Genomic DNA, 15,959 nt, shown 5'->3' on the forward strand with positions numbered 1-15,959 from the left:
CCCGACTCGCATGCCGCACTGGTCCGTCTACACCGGCTCGAACCAACCCCACGCCGGAATCCGGGAGTTGCCCGCCCCGCCGCCGTGGCGCGCGTTCGACGGCGCCCCCGTCCTGCCCGCGCCGCGCGACACGGACGACGAGTCGGCGGTCTCCCCCGACCGCGTCCACCGCGCCCGCACGTACGTCGCCACCCCGGAGAGCGTGGAACTCGTCAACGCGGCCCTGATCCTGCGCCGCCCGCTCCTGGTCACCGGCCCGCCCGGCACCGGCAAGTCGTCCCTCGCGTACGCGGTGGCAAGGGAGTTGGGGCTCGGCCCGGTGCTGCGCTGGAACATCACGAGCCGCAGCACCCTCACGGACGGCCTCTACCGCTACGACCCGCTGTCCCGCCTCTACGCGGCCCGCAAGGACGACGCGCACGACGGCGTCGAGGACCACCTGCGCCTCGGCCCCCTGGGCACCGCCCTGCTGCCGTACGAGCAGCCGCGCGTCCTGCTGGTCGACGAACTCGACAAGAGCGACCTGGACTTGCCGAACGACCTGCTGAACGTCCTGGAGGAGGGCCAGTACGACATCCCCGAACTCCTGCGCGCCGCACGGCGGTCGGCGGACGACGGCCCGACCGTGGAGGTCCTCGCGGACGGCTCCGAGACCCCCGTGGAGATCACCCGGGGCCGGGTCCGCTGCCGGGCGTTCCCCTTCGTCGTCCTCACCAGCAACGGCGAACGCGAGTTCCCGCCCGCGTTCCTGCGCCGCTGCGTACGGCTGCGGCTGCGGCGCCCCGACCGCGCCCAGCTCACCGACATCGTCCGCGCGCACCTGGATACGCCGCCCGCCGAGGCGGAGCCGCTGATCGAGCGCTTCCTGGAACGCGCCACGAACGGCGACCTGGCGACCGACCAGCTCCTCAACGCCCTTTACCTGACCGGAGTCACGGGTCTGGAAGTCGCCGACCGGAACGAGCTGGCGGAACGGCTCATGCCCTACCTGGACGCGGTGGCGGACGCGGATGGACTCTGAGGGCCCCCTCGCCCGGCTGGCCGCCCTGCTGGACGCCGCCGCCGAGGGAACGGGACCGACCCCGCGCGAACTGGCCGAAGTACTGTGGTTCGCGGGGCAGTTGAGCGACGACGCCGAGACGTCGTCCCCGAACTCCCGTACGCCGCTCGCCCGTTCCGAACCGCCCGTCCCCTGGCCCGACCAGCCCGACCCCGCCATCACCCTCCCTCCGACCCCCGACCCGCCCCGCGTCCCCCTCCACCTCCCGAACCCGAACGCGACCCCGGCCCCGGACCCGAACTCGCCCACAACACCACCCCCCACCGAAACCCAACCCCCCGCCCAGCCACCCGCCGAAGCCCGAACTCCCGCAGGGGGCAAGCCACTCAGCATCCCCGTCCCCCCGATGCTCCCCCACCCCCTGGCCCTCCAACGCGCCCTCCGCCCCCTCAAACGCACGGTCCCCGCCCCCCACGCGCACCTCCTCGACGAGCCCGCGACCGCCGACCGCATCGCCCGCCTCGGCGCCTCCCCCGAGGTGTGGCTCCCGGTCCTGCGCCCGGCCCGGGACCGCTGGCTGCGCCTGTGCCTCGTGCACGACACGGGCCCGACGATGCCCGTATGGCAGCCGCTGGTACGGGAGTTGCACACCGCGCTCGCCCAGTCGGGCATCTTCCGCACGGTCTCCCTGCACCCCCTCGCCCCCGACGGCCGCACCCGTGGCGTCATCGCCCCGGCCGACGGCCGCACCGCGATCCTCGTCCTCAGCGACTGCATGGGCCCGCAGTGGCGCCCGGGCCCGGCCGGCGACCGCTGGTACCGCACCCTGCGCCACTGGGCAACTCACGCCCCGCTGGCCGTGGTTCAGCCCCTCCCCGAGCACCTGTGGCCGCCGACCGCGCTCCCCGCCGAACCAGGCCTGTTCACCTCCCCGGCCCTCGCGGCCCCGGCGTCGGCACTCGCCTTCACCCCGTACGACCCCGACGTCACCGCCCCCGCACCGGACGCCGTCGCGCTGCCGGTCATGGAACCGGACGCGCCCTGGCTCGCCAACTGGGCGGCGCTGCTGACGAGTCCGGGCGGCGGACGGACCCCCGGCGCGGCGGCCTGGCTGACGACCGCGCCCGCCGCCCCCGAAGAGGCGTCGGACATAAGGGATCTGACGGCTCGTGAGATCGTCCTGCGGTTCGAGTCCACGGCCTCCCCGGAGGCGTTCCGGCTGGCCGGGCACCTGTCGCTGGCGGCACCCTCGGTGCCGGTGATGCGGCTCGTGCAGCACGCGGTGCAGAAGGACCCCCGGCCCCGGCATCTGGCCGAGGTGATCCTCAGCGGAATGCTCACGGCCGTCGACGGACCGCCCGGGTCGTACGCGTTCCGGCCCGGGGTACGGGAGCTGCTGCAACGCACGCTGCCCCGGACCGTGCGCGGACGCACGAGTGAATTCCTCGCGCGGATCGGCGAGTTGATCGACGAACGCGCCGGGTTCGCGCCCGGGGCGTTCCGGGCGCGCGGGGGCGGCGGGGCGGGGGACGGGGAGGCGTTCGCGACCGTACGCGGCGAGACCGTCGACCGGCTCGGGGGGGCGCCGGAAACCGCGCTCCTCGGCGGGCGGTACCGGGTGCTCGGGCAGCGGGGTCCGGGGCAGCGGGTGCGGGAGGCGGTGGACACGCGGACCGGGGAGCGGGTCGTCGTCCACCTCTACCCCGAACAGCCCGAGCACCTCGACCGGTTCGCGCGGGAGGCGCAGGTGCTCGCCGGGGTCGACAGCCCATATGTGGCGCGGGTGCTTGACCACGGGGTGGAGGGTCAAACCCCTTACCTGATCGCGGAGTTCGTGGAGGGGGTGACGCTGTCCGAGCTGATGGTGGGGAGCGGGCCCGAGGTGTCGCTGCCGGTGTACGCCGCGCTCATGGCCGACGTCCGGGACGGACTCCAAGCCCTGCACGCCGTCGGCCTGGTGCGGGGGCAGAGCGGCGGCAACGGCCTGCTGCTGCGCGCGGACGGCACCGTACTCATCAGCCGGTTCGCGCTGGGGCAGGAGTCGGTGGGCCGGAGCGCGTCGGGCGACCTGGTCGAATTCAAAGTTCTCCTAAGGAAGTTGAGGGATCGCTCCACGAAGATCCAGAGGTTCCACGGCTTTCACCCCAGTCCCGAACAAGTCGATGCCGCCCGCAACTCCCGTCCTCTCCAGATCCGGTTGGCGTCTCCCATACAGGTCACCCGAGATTCGGTCTCCCTGCACATCCATTCCCAGGAACTGATGGCACTGCTGGTCAAGTTGACGCACAGCCGGGGCCGTCGGGTGACGTCCGACGAACTGGCGCGCCTCCTGCCGGAGGGGAACCGGTCCACCGCCCGAGTCCAGGAGCTGGTCGCCGAGTTGGTCACCGGCTTCCTGGGTCCCAGTACCGTCGCCGAGGTCACGGACGGGTACGTCCTCCACCTCCCGGCCGCCGCCGTCGATTCCCCCCGCCCCCTCCGCTTCGAGACCCTCACCCCCCTCACCCCCGAGTCCCGCATCACCCTTGAGTACGCCGTGGACGAGGTCCTCTCCCGGGGCGGCCTCACACCCACGGAGTACGAGACGCGCGTACTGCCTCAGGGCTACCGCGTCGACATCTCCCCCGACACCTACCTCGTCCCCCTCCTCGCGGCGGCCGTCCGCTGGCTCCCCGGCCCGCTCGCCACCCTCACCGACCCGCCCCGCCTCCACGTCACCTTCGACGACGCCCCCGCTCCCCCGCCCACCGCTGCCCAGGCGACCGTCACGGTCCCGCCCGCGCTCTACGAGTCGTTCATCGAGAGTTCCGCGGCATACGGCCCGCACCGCTTCCGCCCGCTGTACGGCGAGGCCCTCGACTCCCCGCCGCTGGCCTGGTACTGCCCCCTCCCGGCCCCCCGCCCCGAGGACGACGAACGGGACCTGGTGAAGGGCCCGTACCTCGCCCGGGACCTGCGCGAGCTGCACCTCCCCGCGCCGGGCCGCTCGGCCGTCGTCCACACCCTCCCGGACGCCCCCCTCACCCTCCTCAACCCGGCCCAGCCGTACGGGAGTCGGCGGCCGGGCAGGGCGACGTACTACGAGGTGGACCTCATGCCGCAGAGCGCGACGCGCGAGCTGGGCCTGCCCAGTTCGGGCAAGGCCCGGTTCGCGGCGTCCGCGCACCTGACGTGGCGGGTGACGGACCCGGTCGCGTTCGTCCGCGCGGAGGTCCCGCACGTCGCGGACGCCCTGTTCGCGTACGTCGCCGAGAGGGCGCCGGGCATCACCCGCCACCATTCCCACAACCGCCCCCAGGGTGCCGAGCGGGCGCTGGGCAAGGAGCTGAAGCGGTGGCCGGTGCCGGGGCTCCAGGTGAGCTGCGAGGTGCGGATAGTGCCGTACGCGCAGCAAACGGTTGCACAACAGGCGGCGCCCGACCTGATGGCGCTGCTCGCCGCGCCCACCGTCCTGCTCGGCTTCGACGGCCCGCTCACCCGGCTCTTCCCGGCGGCGCAGGCCCGCGAGGCGGCGCTCGCGCTGCTGGCGGTGGCCGCCGAGCACCGGAACCCGGAGGACGCCCTGGCGGGCCGGCCGTTCGGGACGCCCCAGGCCCGGGACAGCGTCGTCCATCCCCTGGAAGTACTACGTACCTACGCCCACGACCCCGTCGGGCCGGTCCTGCGGGCGCGGCTCGACGAGCTGGAGCTGGCCGCCGTACCGGACGCGCCGACGACGCACAACGCGGTGGCGCTGGTCCGGGCACTGCACGCGGCGGGGAAGCGGGTTCTGGTAGTAACCGATTGCTGCGAGGAGGCGGTACGGCGGTACGTGGCGCCGTACCGGCTGCCGCTGGCCGGGGTCCACGGGCGGGCGGACGACCCGGCGGCGCTGATGCCCGACCCGGACTGCCTGCGGCGGGCGCTCGGCGAGGAGGCCGGGCCCGCCGTGTTCCTCGGGTCGACGGTCGCCGAGCTGACGGCGGCGCAGCGGGCGGGGCTGCCCTTCATCGGGCTGGCGCGCAACCGGACGGTGGAGCAGGGGCTGCGGGAGGCGGGGGGCGAGGTGGTGGTGCGATCGCTGGCACCGGTGCTGGAGGCGGCCCGCACGCTCGGTCGTACCTGAGCGCGCCCGGTGATACCTGAGAGGTAACGCACTACATCCGAGGTGGTGGACATTTCGGACAAATCATCCATTCGGTCGCTCCCTGCCCGGCCCATCCCAGCAGGCGCCCCTTCTCGCGCGCCCGCACGATGCGAAGGAGGCCGCCGACCGGCGGTCGTGCTCTCGGGAGGACCTGTCCATGACCGCCAGCTTGGAACAGTTGCGCCGCTGCCACTTCGCCGTCGACCTGGGCGCGGCGCGGACGCGGGTGTACGTGAAGGGGGCCGGGCTCGTCGTCGACCAGCCGTCGGCCGCCGCCGTCAACACCCGTACCGGCGCGCTGATCGCGGTCGGCGAGTTCGCCGAGAAGATGACCGGGCGCACACCCGACTACATCCGGGTGGTGCGGCCGGTGTCCGGCGGGACGGTCGTCGACATCGAGATGGCCCAGCGGATGCTGCGCCACCTCCTCGGGGACAGAATCCGCCGTCAGCTGCGCTACAAGCCGCGCCTGCGGGCCGCCGCCTGCACCCCGCACGACGCCGACCCGCTGGCGCAGCGCGCGACGATCGAGACGCTGGTCGGGCTCGGCGCGCGGCGGGTGGAGCTGGTGGACACGCTGACCGCCGCCGCGATCGGCTGCGGGCTGCCCGTCGAGCGGCCCGAGGCGACCATGATCATGGTGTGCGGCGCGGCGGCCACGCAGGTCGCGGTGCTCTCCCTCGGCGCGATCGTCACCGCCGAGCGGGTTCCCGTCGGGGGCGTGGCAGTTGACCACGCGATCGTCCAGCACCTGCGCCACCAGCACGAGTTGATCCTGCCGAGCCAGTCGGTACGGCCGCTCCAGCTCGCACTGTCGGGCAACGGCCTCTCCCCGCAGGGCCCTTCGTCGACGGAGATCCACGGCAGGGACGTCGCGACCGGTCTCGCGCGGTGCGTCCAGGTCGACACGGCCGCCGTCCGGGACGCGATCGAGACGCCGCTGACCGCCGTACTCGACGGTATCGGGCGGGTGTTGCGCAACTGCCCGCCCGACCTGGTCGCCGACCTCGCCGACCGGGGCATCATGATGGTCGGCGGTTCGGCGCTGCTGCCGGGCTTCGACCAGATGCTCCGCGAGGCGACCGGCATGCCGGTGCACATCGCCGACCGGCCCGACATCTGCGCGGCGCAGGGGCTCGGCATGATGCTCGAAGGGCGCATCCAGCCCATGGAGTTGGCCCCGCTGAGCGCCTGAAACCGGTGCGGCTCGACGCCCTCCTGGCCATCGGCACCGACCTCGAACTCGCCACGACCGTACGGCACATCGTGGACGCGGCGGCCGAACTCACCGGCTCCCGCAGCGCGGTTCTGGAGACGGGCCCCTGCGACGCGCCCGTCCTGCACGTCCCGGTCGAGGGGTACGGCCGCCTGCATCTCGCCGGCGGCCGTCCCTCCCCCGCCCTCGACGTCCTCGCCGCCCGCGCGCGCACCGCCCTCGCCGGCGCCCACCTCTACGAGGCCGCACGTCAGCGCGAACGCTGGATCGAAGGCGCCGCCGCCGTCACAACGGCCCTGCTGGGCAACGCCAGTTCGGCCGACCCCCTGATGACCGTCGCCGACCGCGCCCGCCTCCTCGCCGACGCCGCCGCCGGCGTCGTACTCCAGCCGACCGCCGAAGGCGGCATGGAGATCGTCGCGGCCTCCACGTACGACGACCCCGGTGACATCGTCGGTACGACGATCCGGCCCGGCAGCGCCGTCCTCGTCCAACTCCTCGGTGGTGAGCCGGTGTTCATCGACGACTCGGCGACCGATCCCCGGATGACGACCCACGTGCGGCACCGGTTCGGGCCCAGCATGATGCTGCCGCTCCAGGCCGACGGCCGCCTGATCGGCACCCTCGCGCTGCCCCGGCGGCACGAGGGGCGCCCGTACACCGACACGGAGAAACGGCTCGCCGTACAGTTCACGTCCCAGGCCGCCGTCGCCCTCATGCTGGCCGACGCGCGGCACCGGCGGGAGCGGCTCGCGGTGTACGAGGACCGGGACCGGATCGCGCGGGACCTCCACGACCTGGTGATCCAGCGGCTGTTCGCGACGGGGATGATGCTCCAGGCGACGGGGAGACGGGCGGCGGGCACGGCATCCCGGGAGCCGCGAGCCGGAAACGAGCACACCCGGAAGCCGCGAACTGGAAGCGGGCACGCCCAAGAGCCGCGAGCCGGAAGCGGGCACGCCGAAAAGCCGCGAGCCCCGGAGGCGCGAACCGGCGACCGACATGCCGATAAACCGCGAGCCGCAGACATCCATGCCCGAGACGCCATCGACACCGCCGTCACCGAACTGGAAGCCACCGTCCAGCAGATCCGCACCGCCATCTTCCAGCTCCAGCAACCCCCCGCCGAACCGCCGTCGGGCCTCCGCGCCCGCCTCCTGCGGGAGGCCGCCGCATCCCTCGGCACCCAGCCCTCCGTACGCTTCACCGGCCCCGTCGACGCGCTGGTCCCCGACCACCTCGCCCCCACCCTCCTCGCCGCCCTCCGCGAGAGCCTCGCCGGGCTCACGGACGCGGACATCGAGGTGTTCGCGGACGGCCGGAAGGGAGTGCGGCTGACGGTGGACGGCCGGACGGTGTGGGAGGCGGCGGTCGAGTGAACCCCTCCGGCCGACACCGAGCGACCGCCGCACGGACCCCTGACTTCCCTACGCCGTACGGCGTGTTCGCACATCGATCGCGCTCAGCGCCAGCGCCAACGGCCCCGGCACCAAGAACGCCAGCGGCAGCAGCATCCACGCGCACAGCGCGGCCGTAGCCACCGCGAGCAGCACGAGCGCGCTCCCCCCGACGTCCCGGACCGCGTCCTCGGCAGCCGCACGAAGCGCCGCCCGCCAGTCGCTCATCGACTCCGGCCGCCCACAGGCCCGCAGCCCGACCAGCAACGCACAGCAACCGATTACTGCCGCCACCACGGCGAACACCGCACCCCCCGGCAACCCCGCCCGCGCCAAGGCCAGATCGGCGAGGAACAGCAGCACCCCCGCCACGACCACCCCACCCGCGACCAGATCGCCGCCCCGCAACCGCCGCCGCAGCATGGAGAAGTACCGCCCCGCGGTCGCCGGCCGGTCCTCCCCCGCCCCCCGCAGCACCGCACAGGCCGTGGACAGCGCGGCCGGAATCGTCACAACAGGCAGACAGGACACGGCCGTTGCGAGTCCGACGCTCATCGTGTCGGCGAACAGGGCGAACCGGGGCCCGAACACCTCTCCCGGCTCCCGCACACCGCTCACCCCCTCACCCCTTCAGTCCGGAGCTGGCCATGCCCTCCACCAGAAACCGCTGGAAGGCGAGGAAGAACAGCACGATCGGCAGCAGCGCGATCACCGACATCGCGAACATCGGCCCGAACGACGACTGGCTGGACGCGTCGACGAAGGACCGCAGCGCGAGCGTGAGCGTGAACTTGTCGGGGTCGAAGAGGTAGATGAGCTGCGTGAAGAAGTCGTTCCAGGTCCAGATGAACGTGAAGATGGCCGTGGTGATCAGCGCGGGCCGGGTCAGCGGCAGGATGATGTGGAAGAAGCTCCGGAACGGCCCGCAGCCGTCGATCCTCGCCGCCTCCTCCAGCTCGCGCGGCAGCCCGCGCATGAACTGCACGATGAGGAAGACGAAAAACGCCTCCGTGGCAAGGAACTTGGGCAGGATGAGCGGCCAGTACGTGTTCACCAGGCCGAGTTTGTTGAAGATGATGTACTGCGGGATCAGCACGGCGTGGTGCGGCAGCATGATCGTCGCGATCATGAACGCGAACAGCGGACCGCGCATCCGGAACCGCAGCCGCGCGAACGCGTACGCGGCGAGCGAGCAGCTGATGACGTTGCCGAGGACCGCACCGCCCGCGATCACCAGGGAGTTGGTGAGCAGCCGGGTCACGGAAACGCCGTTCACACCGTCGAGCGCCGTGGAGTAGTTGGACCATTCGAGATGGCTGGGCCACAGGTCGAGACTGGCGATGACCTCGTTCGCGGGCTTCAGCGAGGTCGCGAGGAGCCAGGCCAGCGGGTACAGCATGACAAGCAGCGCGGCGAGACAACCGACGTGCAGGGCAACCCTGTTACGGCTCATCGCTCCCCCTCCGACGCGTAGAAGACCCAGGTGCGTGACGTGCGGAACAGCACCGCCGTGACCACGCCGATGACGAGGAGCAGCGCCCACGCCATCGCCGACGCGTAACCCATGTGCGACGCGACGAACCCCCGGTCGTAGAGGTACATCGTGTAGACGAGCGTCGAGTCGGCCGGCCCGCCCTTCCCCGCGCTGATCGCGAACGCGGGCGTGAACACCTGGAACGCCTGGATGGTCTGGAGGACCAGGTTGAAGAACAGGACGGGGGACAGCATCGGTACGGTGATGGAGACGAACTGCCGCCACCGCGCCGCCCCGTCGACCGCCGCCGCCTCGTACAACTCCCGTGGTATCTGCTGGAGTCCGGCGAGGAAGATGACCATCGGCGCCCCGAACTGCCACACCGTCAGCAGCGCCACGGCGAGCAGGGACCAGCCGGGTTCGTTGACCCAGCCGCCGGTGCCGAAGAGGTTGTCGACCGTGCCGCCGTCGTTGAAGATCGCCCGCCAGACGAGGGCGATGGACATCGACGCGCCGAGCAGGGACGGCGCGTAGAACGCCGAGCGGTAGAAGGCGCGCCCGCGTCGCATCGACTTGAGCGCGAGCGCCACGGCGAGGGCCAGGGCGAGTTGGAGGGGGACGGCGATGACGACGTACGTCAGGGTCGTGACGACCGAGCGCCAGTAGCGGGGGTCCTCCGTGAACATCTGCGTGTAGTTGCGCAGCCCCACCCAGCGGGGCGGGTTGAACAAGTCGTAGTCGGTGAAGGAGAGATACAGCGACACGGCCATCGGGACGAGCGTGAGGCCGATCGCGCCGAGCACCCACGGGGAGAGGAACACCCAGGCGGCGCCCTCGCGTTGGCGCTTCTTGCGAGCCGGCTTCGTCGGCGGATCAACAAGGCGAGCAGCAGGAATCGTGGTGGTCATGACCGCAGCTCCGCCTTCGCCTCGGTGACGTAGTTCTCGGCCGCCTCGCGGGGCGACATGCGCTCGTACGACACCTGGTCGTAGTCGCGCTGGAAGGTGGTCTGCAACGCGCTGTCGCCGGACGGCGGGGCCTGCGGCGGGTCCTTCAACTTCCCTTCCAGGGACGCCTGGTAGTCGGCGATCGTCCGGTCGAAGTCGGCGAGCTGAGGCTCGATGGCCTTGCGAACCGACTCGTTGACGGGGATGCCCCGGGTGGCGCCGAGGATCTTCGCCGCCTCCGGGTCGTTGATCATGAAGTCGATGAACGTGGCCGCTTCGGAAGGGTGTCGGGTGTCCGCCGAGGCGCCGAGGAACATCGAGGGCTTGAAGTACTGGCCGGGCGTGCCGTCCTGGCCGGTCGGCATCTGTGCGAGGGCGACGCCGCCTTCGAGCAGCGCCTTGAACCCGCTCGCCGGGGCGTCCCAGTTGGCGTCGGTGACCGACTTGCCGCGTCCCAGCGGGGTGTTCTCGACCGTGCCGTCGAGCTGGGTGGTCTGCTGGGCGGGCGATACGACGCCCTCGCGGCGCAACTGGTCGGTGAACGTCCACCACTTGGTCAAGTCGTCGGCGGTGAATCCGAGTTGGTTGTCCTTGGTGTACAGCGGCTTGCCCTGGCCGCGCAGCCAGACCTCGAAGCAGTCCTCGCTCTGGCCGGGGTCGGTGGCGCCGGGCTTGCCGATCGCCTTCGTCAACTCCCGCATGGTGTCTGCCCATTGGTCCCAGGTCCAGGGCCCTTTCGGGAGCGGTACGCCGGACTCGGTCCACGTCTTCACGTCGTACGCGACGGTCTCCGTACCGCGCCCCTGCGGGATCGCGTACTGGACGTCGTCCACGCGGCCGGTGGCCAACAACCCCGGGTCGATCTCCGAAGTCCGCAGCGCCGCCCGCTCCTTGCCGAGGTCGAGCAGGACACCGCCGTCCGCGTACTGGTCGATCTGCCGGTAGTCCAGCTGCATGACGTCCGGGGCGTCGCCGCCCGCCGCCTGCGTGGCCAACTTCTGTTTGTAGGCGTCGTATCCGGAGAACGACGTCTGGATGTCGATCCCCGGGTGCGCCTTCTCGAACAGTGCCACGGCCTTCTCCGTGCGCGCGGCCCGGTCCGGGTTGCCCCACCAGGTGTAGCGCAGGACGGCCTTGCCGTCCGCCGAGGCGGAGCCGCCGCAGCCGGCCAGCGTCGCGCACAGCAGCAGCGCGGCGGCGGCCGACAGTCCCTTCGTCCGGTGCATGCCTGCCTCGCTCTCCTCGTGCCTCAGGTCCAGGTGAGTCCCGCGAGATGGCCGGCGACGCGTTCTCGGTCCCAGGCACCGTCCGCGAACACCACCCGGTAGCGGTACGCGAACGACTCCCCCGGCGGCAGCTCGAACTCCTCGAAGAACGCCCAGGAGAACGAGACCGTCGGGATGGGCTCGGCGCGTACGAACCAGTGGTGCGTGGCACCGTTGTCCGGCCCGTGCTCGAAGACGAGCGTCGAGTGGCCGTCCACGTCGTCGTGTTCACCGCTGTACGCCAGCCACCGGCCGTTCGTCCCCATCAGCTTCTCGGCGCCGTCCCCCTCCGGGGCGAACGCGGCGCCGCCCGTGAAGTCGCGGGGTCCGCGCCAGTGCAGCCCCGTGTACCCGGCGAGTTCACGTCCGGCGGTGGTCGGCGAGCCGAAGGCGAGGGGTACGTCCCTGAGGTTGGTGAGCCGGATCGACCAGTCCAACGCCCAGGCTCCGGCGGCCTCGTCGACGGAGTGGACGCGAACTCCCCTGGTTTCCCGGGCCCATTCGGCGCCGCCGTTCTCGACCCAGGTCAACTCCTCGGTGAACGCGAGCTGTTGATCGTCGACCGCGAAGTCGGTGAACTTGTCGTGCCGCATCGAGCCGATGATGTCGGGCAGGTCGAGGTACCCCTCGCCGTGCACATAGCTGTGCCCGCCCCAGAAGTTCTGCTCCGAGAGGTGGCTCGCCGTCATCTGGAGGCCCTTGTGCCACCGGTGATCGCTGGGCCGGTACCCGCTCACCAGCCGTCCGCCCAGGGTCCGCAGCGGATGCGCGTACGGTTTGCGCGCCTCGTACGCCTCCGGATCGGGCCGGTACACGTACCGCAGGATCTCGACCCCGTTCGCGGCCTCCACCGCGACGTACTCCCCGTGAACGTGACTGACCCGGATCGCCATGCGTGCTCCCGCCGAGAACAGAGAGAAAGCGCTTGCCCGCGTGACCCTAGGGGCGGACGGAATGTCAGGACAACCCCCGTGCAGGGAATGATCGAAAGAACCTTCGCGGCCCAGGGAGCGAGGGGTTCGGGTACCACCGACGGCACAGCGGTCTCCCCCGCCCCCGGGAAGGGAGCGGGGGAGAGCCAAAGGCCGTCTCCGCCGGTCAGATGATGCGGTAGGGACCCCAGCCGGTGCCGGCCTGGCTGCGGCTGCCGAGGGTGTCCATGCCGGTCTTTCCGGTACCGGGGTACACCCACAGCGTGCCGTCGGACGCCTGCCGCGACAGCACGTCGGTCAGCCCGTCACCGTTGAAGTCCCCGGTACGGAAGACGTCCTGGCTCTGCCAGCTCCTCCCCACCTGGTACCGGGTGCCGAAGGCGCTCATGCCGGAGTTTCCGGTACCGGGATACACCCACAGCGTCCCGTCGGACGCCTGCCGCGACAGCACATCGGTGCGCCCGTCGTTGTTGAGGTCCCCGGTGACGATGGCGTCCTGGCTCTTCCAGCCGGTGCCGACCTGGTAGCGGGTGCCGAGGGTGTCCATGCCGGTCTTCCCCGTACCCGGATACACCCACAGCGTCCCGTCCGACGCCTGCCGCGACAGCACATCGGTACGCCCGTCACCGTTGAAGTCCCCGGTACGGAAGACGTCCTGGCTCTGCCAGCTCCTCCCCACCTGGTACCGGCCGGGGAAGGCGCCCATGCCGGGCTTCCCCGTACCGGGGTAGACCCACAGCGTCCCGTCGGACGCCTGCCGGGACAGCAGGTCGCCGATGCCGTCGTTGTCGAGGTCTCCGACGGTGACGGCGTTCTGGCTCTGCCAGCTGGTGCCGGCCTGGAAGCGGGGGCCGAGCGTGCTCATGCCGGATTTCCCGGTCCCCGGGTAGACCCACAGGACGCCGTCGTCCTCCTTGATCGCCGGGAGGTCGGCCTTGCCGTCGCCCGTGACGTCGTCCGGGTTGCGGGAGGTGGTCCGCTGGACCCAGGCGCCGATGTCGTCGACGCGGGTGTCGACGGCGCCCGTACGGGTCTCGGCGGGGTCCATGCCGAGGCAACCGCCTTGCCAGGAACGGGAGTTGACGGCGACGAGTTCCGTGACGCCGTTCACCGTGCGCAGGGCGGGACCGCCGGCGTCGCCCTGGCAGACGGTCGCGGTGCCGGAGCCGTCCAGATCCACGGTCGTGGCCGCAGTGGAGGCGACCGTGAACGAACCGGCGTGCAGCTTGTCGGGCACCCACTCGGTCTTCGTCCGCCCGAAGCCCGCCAGCGTCAGCACCTCGCCCACGGCGGCGGGCGTGGTCGCCAGCGGCACGGGCTCGACGGCCGGATCGGTGATCCTGGCGGCGAGTTGGACGAGCACCAGGTCCCGGTCGGCATGCGGGACGAGCCGGACGGCCGGCAGGACGCCGCCGCCGGTCTGGGTCAGGTCGGTGCGGCCCACGGTGACGGTGGTGGCCACCGCGGGGCTGCCCGCGGGGAGCGCGCCGACCGTCCCGAAGCAGGAGGCCGCGGTCAGCACCCACTGCGGGGCGACGAGGCTGCCGGTGCAGGCGGCCTCCTCACCGACGTTGATTTTCGCTACGTACGTCAGCTGCGCCGCGGCGTCGGTTCCGGTGAGAGCCGGGGTGCCGTTCACCGCCGTGGCCGGGAGGGTGCTCAGCGCGAGCGGGGTCGCGAGCAGCGTGGCGGCCAGCGCGGAGAGGCGGGCGCGTCGGGAGAGGTGCATGGACGTTGACTCCTGGAGACAGGGCCGCGCGTCCCACGGACACGCGGAAGGCGAGCAAGTGGGTGGGAACCTGCGGTTACTTGGCCGACCCGCTCCCCACGGCATCGCCGGGAACCTCCGCCGCGACCGCTCCCGGCACGCGCCGTCTCCACGGTGATCTGCTGTATTCCTTCATCGCATCCCCCAGTTCGTCGCTGACAAGTCGCTGACAGCCGGACGTACGTCACCGGTCTCGGATTCGGGTACGCGATGAGGAAGGCAGTCCCCACCTCTCGTATCGAGAGGCCCCCCGGTCTCGGTGATTGTCATCCGCCGCGCCATACCAACACGAAGCGCTCTCCAGGTCGAGCCCGGAAAAACACCACCCCCTGTGATCCGCGCCACGCTCGACTCTCGGGACGAGCGGGGCGCTCAGGGCAGCCGACGTGATCCGACCCCCTCGTACGGGGTCACACCTCGCACGAGCCCCGGTCGACCCGCACGAGGCGTCGGCCACCGGCCCAGCGGGCCAGCCTGACCCCGACGACGATGCCCGCGATGGTGATCACGGCGGGCAGGTAACCGCTGGCGACCTGGACGATCGGGATCGCCGGGCAGCCACCGGAGATCGCCCAGCCGATACCGAACAGCACCGCGCCGGGAACGACACCGGCGTGGATACGCCGTGCGCCCCGGCGCACCCGCAGCAGGGCGAACACGCTCGCGATGATCACGACGGCGCCGGCGAAGGAGAGGAACATCCGCAGGTCCTGGAAGGTGAACATGCGGTTGAGCTCGGCGTAGTCGCCGAACCCGATACGGGTCACGGTGAAGCCGAGAGCCAGCCCGGTGAGGAGGTTGGCCAGCAGGATGCCGCCCCGGGTACGCATCAGATCACCTTCCACAGGAGGAACGACACCGCGACGGCGGTGGCGCAGAACGTGGCCGTCGCGACGAGACTGACGGGGTTCAGCCGGCCGCAGCCGTTGAGCCCGTGGCCCGAACTACAGCCACCGGCCAGCCGGGTGCCGAAGCCGACCAGCACGCCTCCCACGAACAGCAGGACGACCATGACGACCGGGTTGCCGGTCACCACGTCCCGGTAGCCCGCCCCCATGTCGAGGCGGAGGTGGAACCGTCCGGAGGTGACGGCGGCGATCAGTCCGCCCACGAAGACCGAGGCCAGCAGTACGGCCTGGGTGACCAGCGGGGCGGGGCGCGGCGGCCCACCGCCTCGACGGCGTCCGTCCTTGTCCGGGACGTCCTTGTCCGGGACGTCTATGTCCGGGACGGCACCCGGCCCCGGGGCCTCGGGCGTGGTGGACGCCGGCGCGACGGGCACGGCGCCGAAATGCTCGGCGGTGGCCGCGGCGAGGGCGGCGGCCAGAACCCGTTCATCGGCGAACTGCGCCTCCACGCGCTCCAGTTCGGCTTCGCGCCGCCAGTGGAGCACGCGTTCCCAGGCGCCTGACACGCCGAACGACCGGTCGGCGGCGAGGGTGTAACCGATGGTCAGTACGGCGAGTCCGACAGCACCCGCCCACCAGGGCCAGTAGGCGGTCATGCGTTGCCCTTCATCCACTCGGCCAACCGGGCCCACCAGCCCCGTTCGGGTTCTTCGGCGGTCGGCGGCGGCTGTTCGTCCTGGCGGGGACCGCGCCCTGCGGGATCGGCGGACGCAGGCGTCAGTGCCAGATAGCGGGCGTGCCGTCCGTTGGGCAGCAGGGTGATGGGCACCCGCTCACCGGTGAGCGCCACCTGATAACGCGCGCACTCACGCCAGTTGGCCTCGCTGTCGCAGTAGTAGGAGCGCCAGCCCGCCAGACTCTCGTTGAGGTGCGGGAAGAGCGGGCACGTCGAAGTATGTTGGCAACCCACTCGGTTGATCCAACCA

Annotated in this window: 13 protein-coding genes; 4 read left to right on the forward strand and 9 right to left on the reverse strand. The window is 71.7% G+C overall.

The annotated features are described in order from the left end of the window. The first annotated feature begins 10 nt into the window (after positions 1–10). From ACQCO7_RS13305 to ACQCO7_RS13320, 4 genes are all read left to right on the forward strand, one after another. Positions 11–1,021, forward strand: coding sequence for an AAA family ATPase (locus ACQCO7_RS13305; RefSeq protein ID WP_464072028.1), 1,011 nt, complete (start codon positions 11–13; stop codon positions 1,019–1,021). Further along, positions 1,011–5,105, forward strand: a complete 4,095-nt coding sequence (locus ACQCO7_RS13310; protein WP_464072029.1) for an SAV_2336 N-terminal domain-related protein — start codon at positions 1,011–1,013, stop codon at positions 5,103–5,105. Before ACQCO7_RS13305 ends, ACQCO7_RS13310 begins: the two co-directional genes overlap by 11 nt. Before the next feature lie 178 nt (positions 5,106–5,283). Next, positions 5,284–6,321: a rod shape-determining protein gene (locus ACQCO7_RS13315; RefSeq protein ID WP_464072030.1), complete on the forward strand. Its 1,038-nt coding sequence runs from the start codon at positions 5,284–5,286 to the stop codon at positions 6,319–6,321. Between the two features lie 5 nt (positions 6,322–6,326). Beyond that, positions 6,327–7,721 (forward strand): sensor histidine kinase, encoded by a 1,395-nt coding sequence (locus ACQCO7_RS13320; RefSeq protein ID WP_464072031.1) that lies wholly within the window; start codon positions 6,327–6,329, stop codon positions 7,719–7,721. 48 nt (positions 7,722–7,769) lie between these two features. Here the strand turns inward: ACQCO7_RS13320 and ACQCO7_RS13325 are convergent, their stop codons facing one another. The 9 genes from ACQCO7_RS13325 to ACQCO7_RS13365 all read right to left on the reverse strand — a co-directional run bounded on the left by ACQCO7_RS13325 (position 7,770) and on the right by ACQCO7_RS13365 (position 15,943). After that, positions 7,770–8,357, reverse strand: a complete 588-nt coding sequence (locus tag ACQCO7_RS13325; RefSeq protein ID WP_464072032.1) for a hypothetical protein — start codon at positions 8,355–8,357, stop codon at positions 7,770–7,772. 4 nt (positions 8,358–8,361) lie between these two features. Further along, complete coding sequence (locus ACQCO7_RS13330; protein ID WP_464072033.1) at positions 8,362–9,192, reverse strand: carbohydrate ABC transporter permease; 831 nt, start codon at positions 9,190–9,192, stop codon at positions 8,362–8,364. Next, positions 9,189–10,121: a carbohydrate ABC transporter permease gene (locus ACQCO7_RS13335; protein ID WP_464072034.1), complete on the reverse strand. Its 933-nt coding sequence runs from the start codon at positions 10,119–10,121 to the stop codon at positions 9,189–9,191. The genes ACQCO7_RS13330 and ACQCO7_RS13335 overlap by 4 nt, the downstream gene beginning before the upstream one ends. Beyond that, entirely contained in the window at positions 10,118–11,386 is a 1,269-nt protein-coding gene (locus ACQCO7_RS13340) for an ABC transporter substrate-binding protein (RefSeq protein ID WP_464072035.1), read from the reverse strand. Before ACQCO7_RS13340 ends, ACQCO7_RS13335 begins: the two co-directional genes overlap by 4 nt. 23 nt (positions 11,387–11,409) lie before the next feature. Next, complete coding sequence (locus ACQCO7_RS13345; RefSeq protein WP_464072036.1) at positions 11,410–12,318, reverse strand: DUF6807 domain-containing protein; 909 nt, start codon at positions 12,316–12,318, stop codon at positions 11,410–11,412. A 205-nt stretch (positions 12,319–12,523) separates the two neighbouring features. Next, positions 12,524–14,086, reverse strand: coding sequence for an FG-GAP-like repeat-containing protein (locus tag ACQCO7_RS13350; protein ID WP_464072037.1), 1,563 nt, complete (start codon positions 14,084–14,086; stop codon positions 12,524–12,526). Positions 14,087–14,535: 449 nt separating this feature from the next. Further along, positions 14,536–14,955, reverse strand: coding sequence for a YeeE/YedE thiosulfate transporter family protein (locus tag ACQCO7_RS13355; RefSeq protein ID WP_464072038.1), 420 nt, complete (start codon positions 14,953–14,955; stop codon positions 14,536–14,538). Then, on the reverse strand, positions 14,955–15,629 hold the full coding sequence (locus ACQCO7_RS13360) for a YeeE/YedE family protein (RefSeq protein WP_464072039.1): 675 nt from the start codon (positions 15,627–15,629) through the stop codon (positions 14,955–14,957). Before ACQCO7_RS13360 ends, ACQCO7_RS13355 begins: the two co-directional genes overlap by 1 nt. Continuing rightward, positions 15,626–15,943 carry a hypothetical protein gene (locus ACQCO7_RS13365; protein ID WP_464072040.1) on the reverse strand — a complete coding sequence of 106 codons (318 nt, stop codon included), beginning with the start codon at positions 15,941–15,943 and terminating at the stop codon, positions 15,626–15,628. Before ACQCO7_RS13365 ends, ACQCO7_RS13360 begins: the two co-directional genes overlap by 4 nt. Positions 15,944–15,959 lie beyond the last annotated feature (16 nt).

It is taken from the genome of Streptomyces saintjeani (assembly GCF_055409605.1).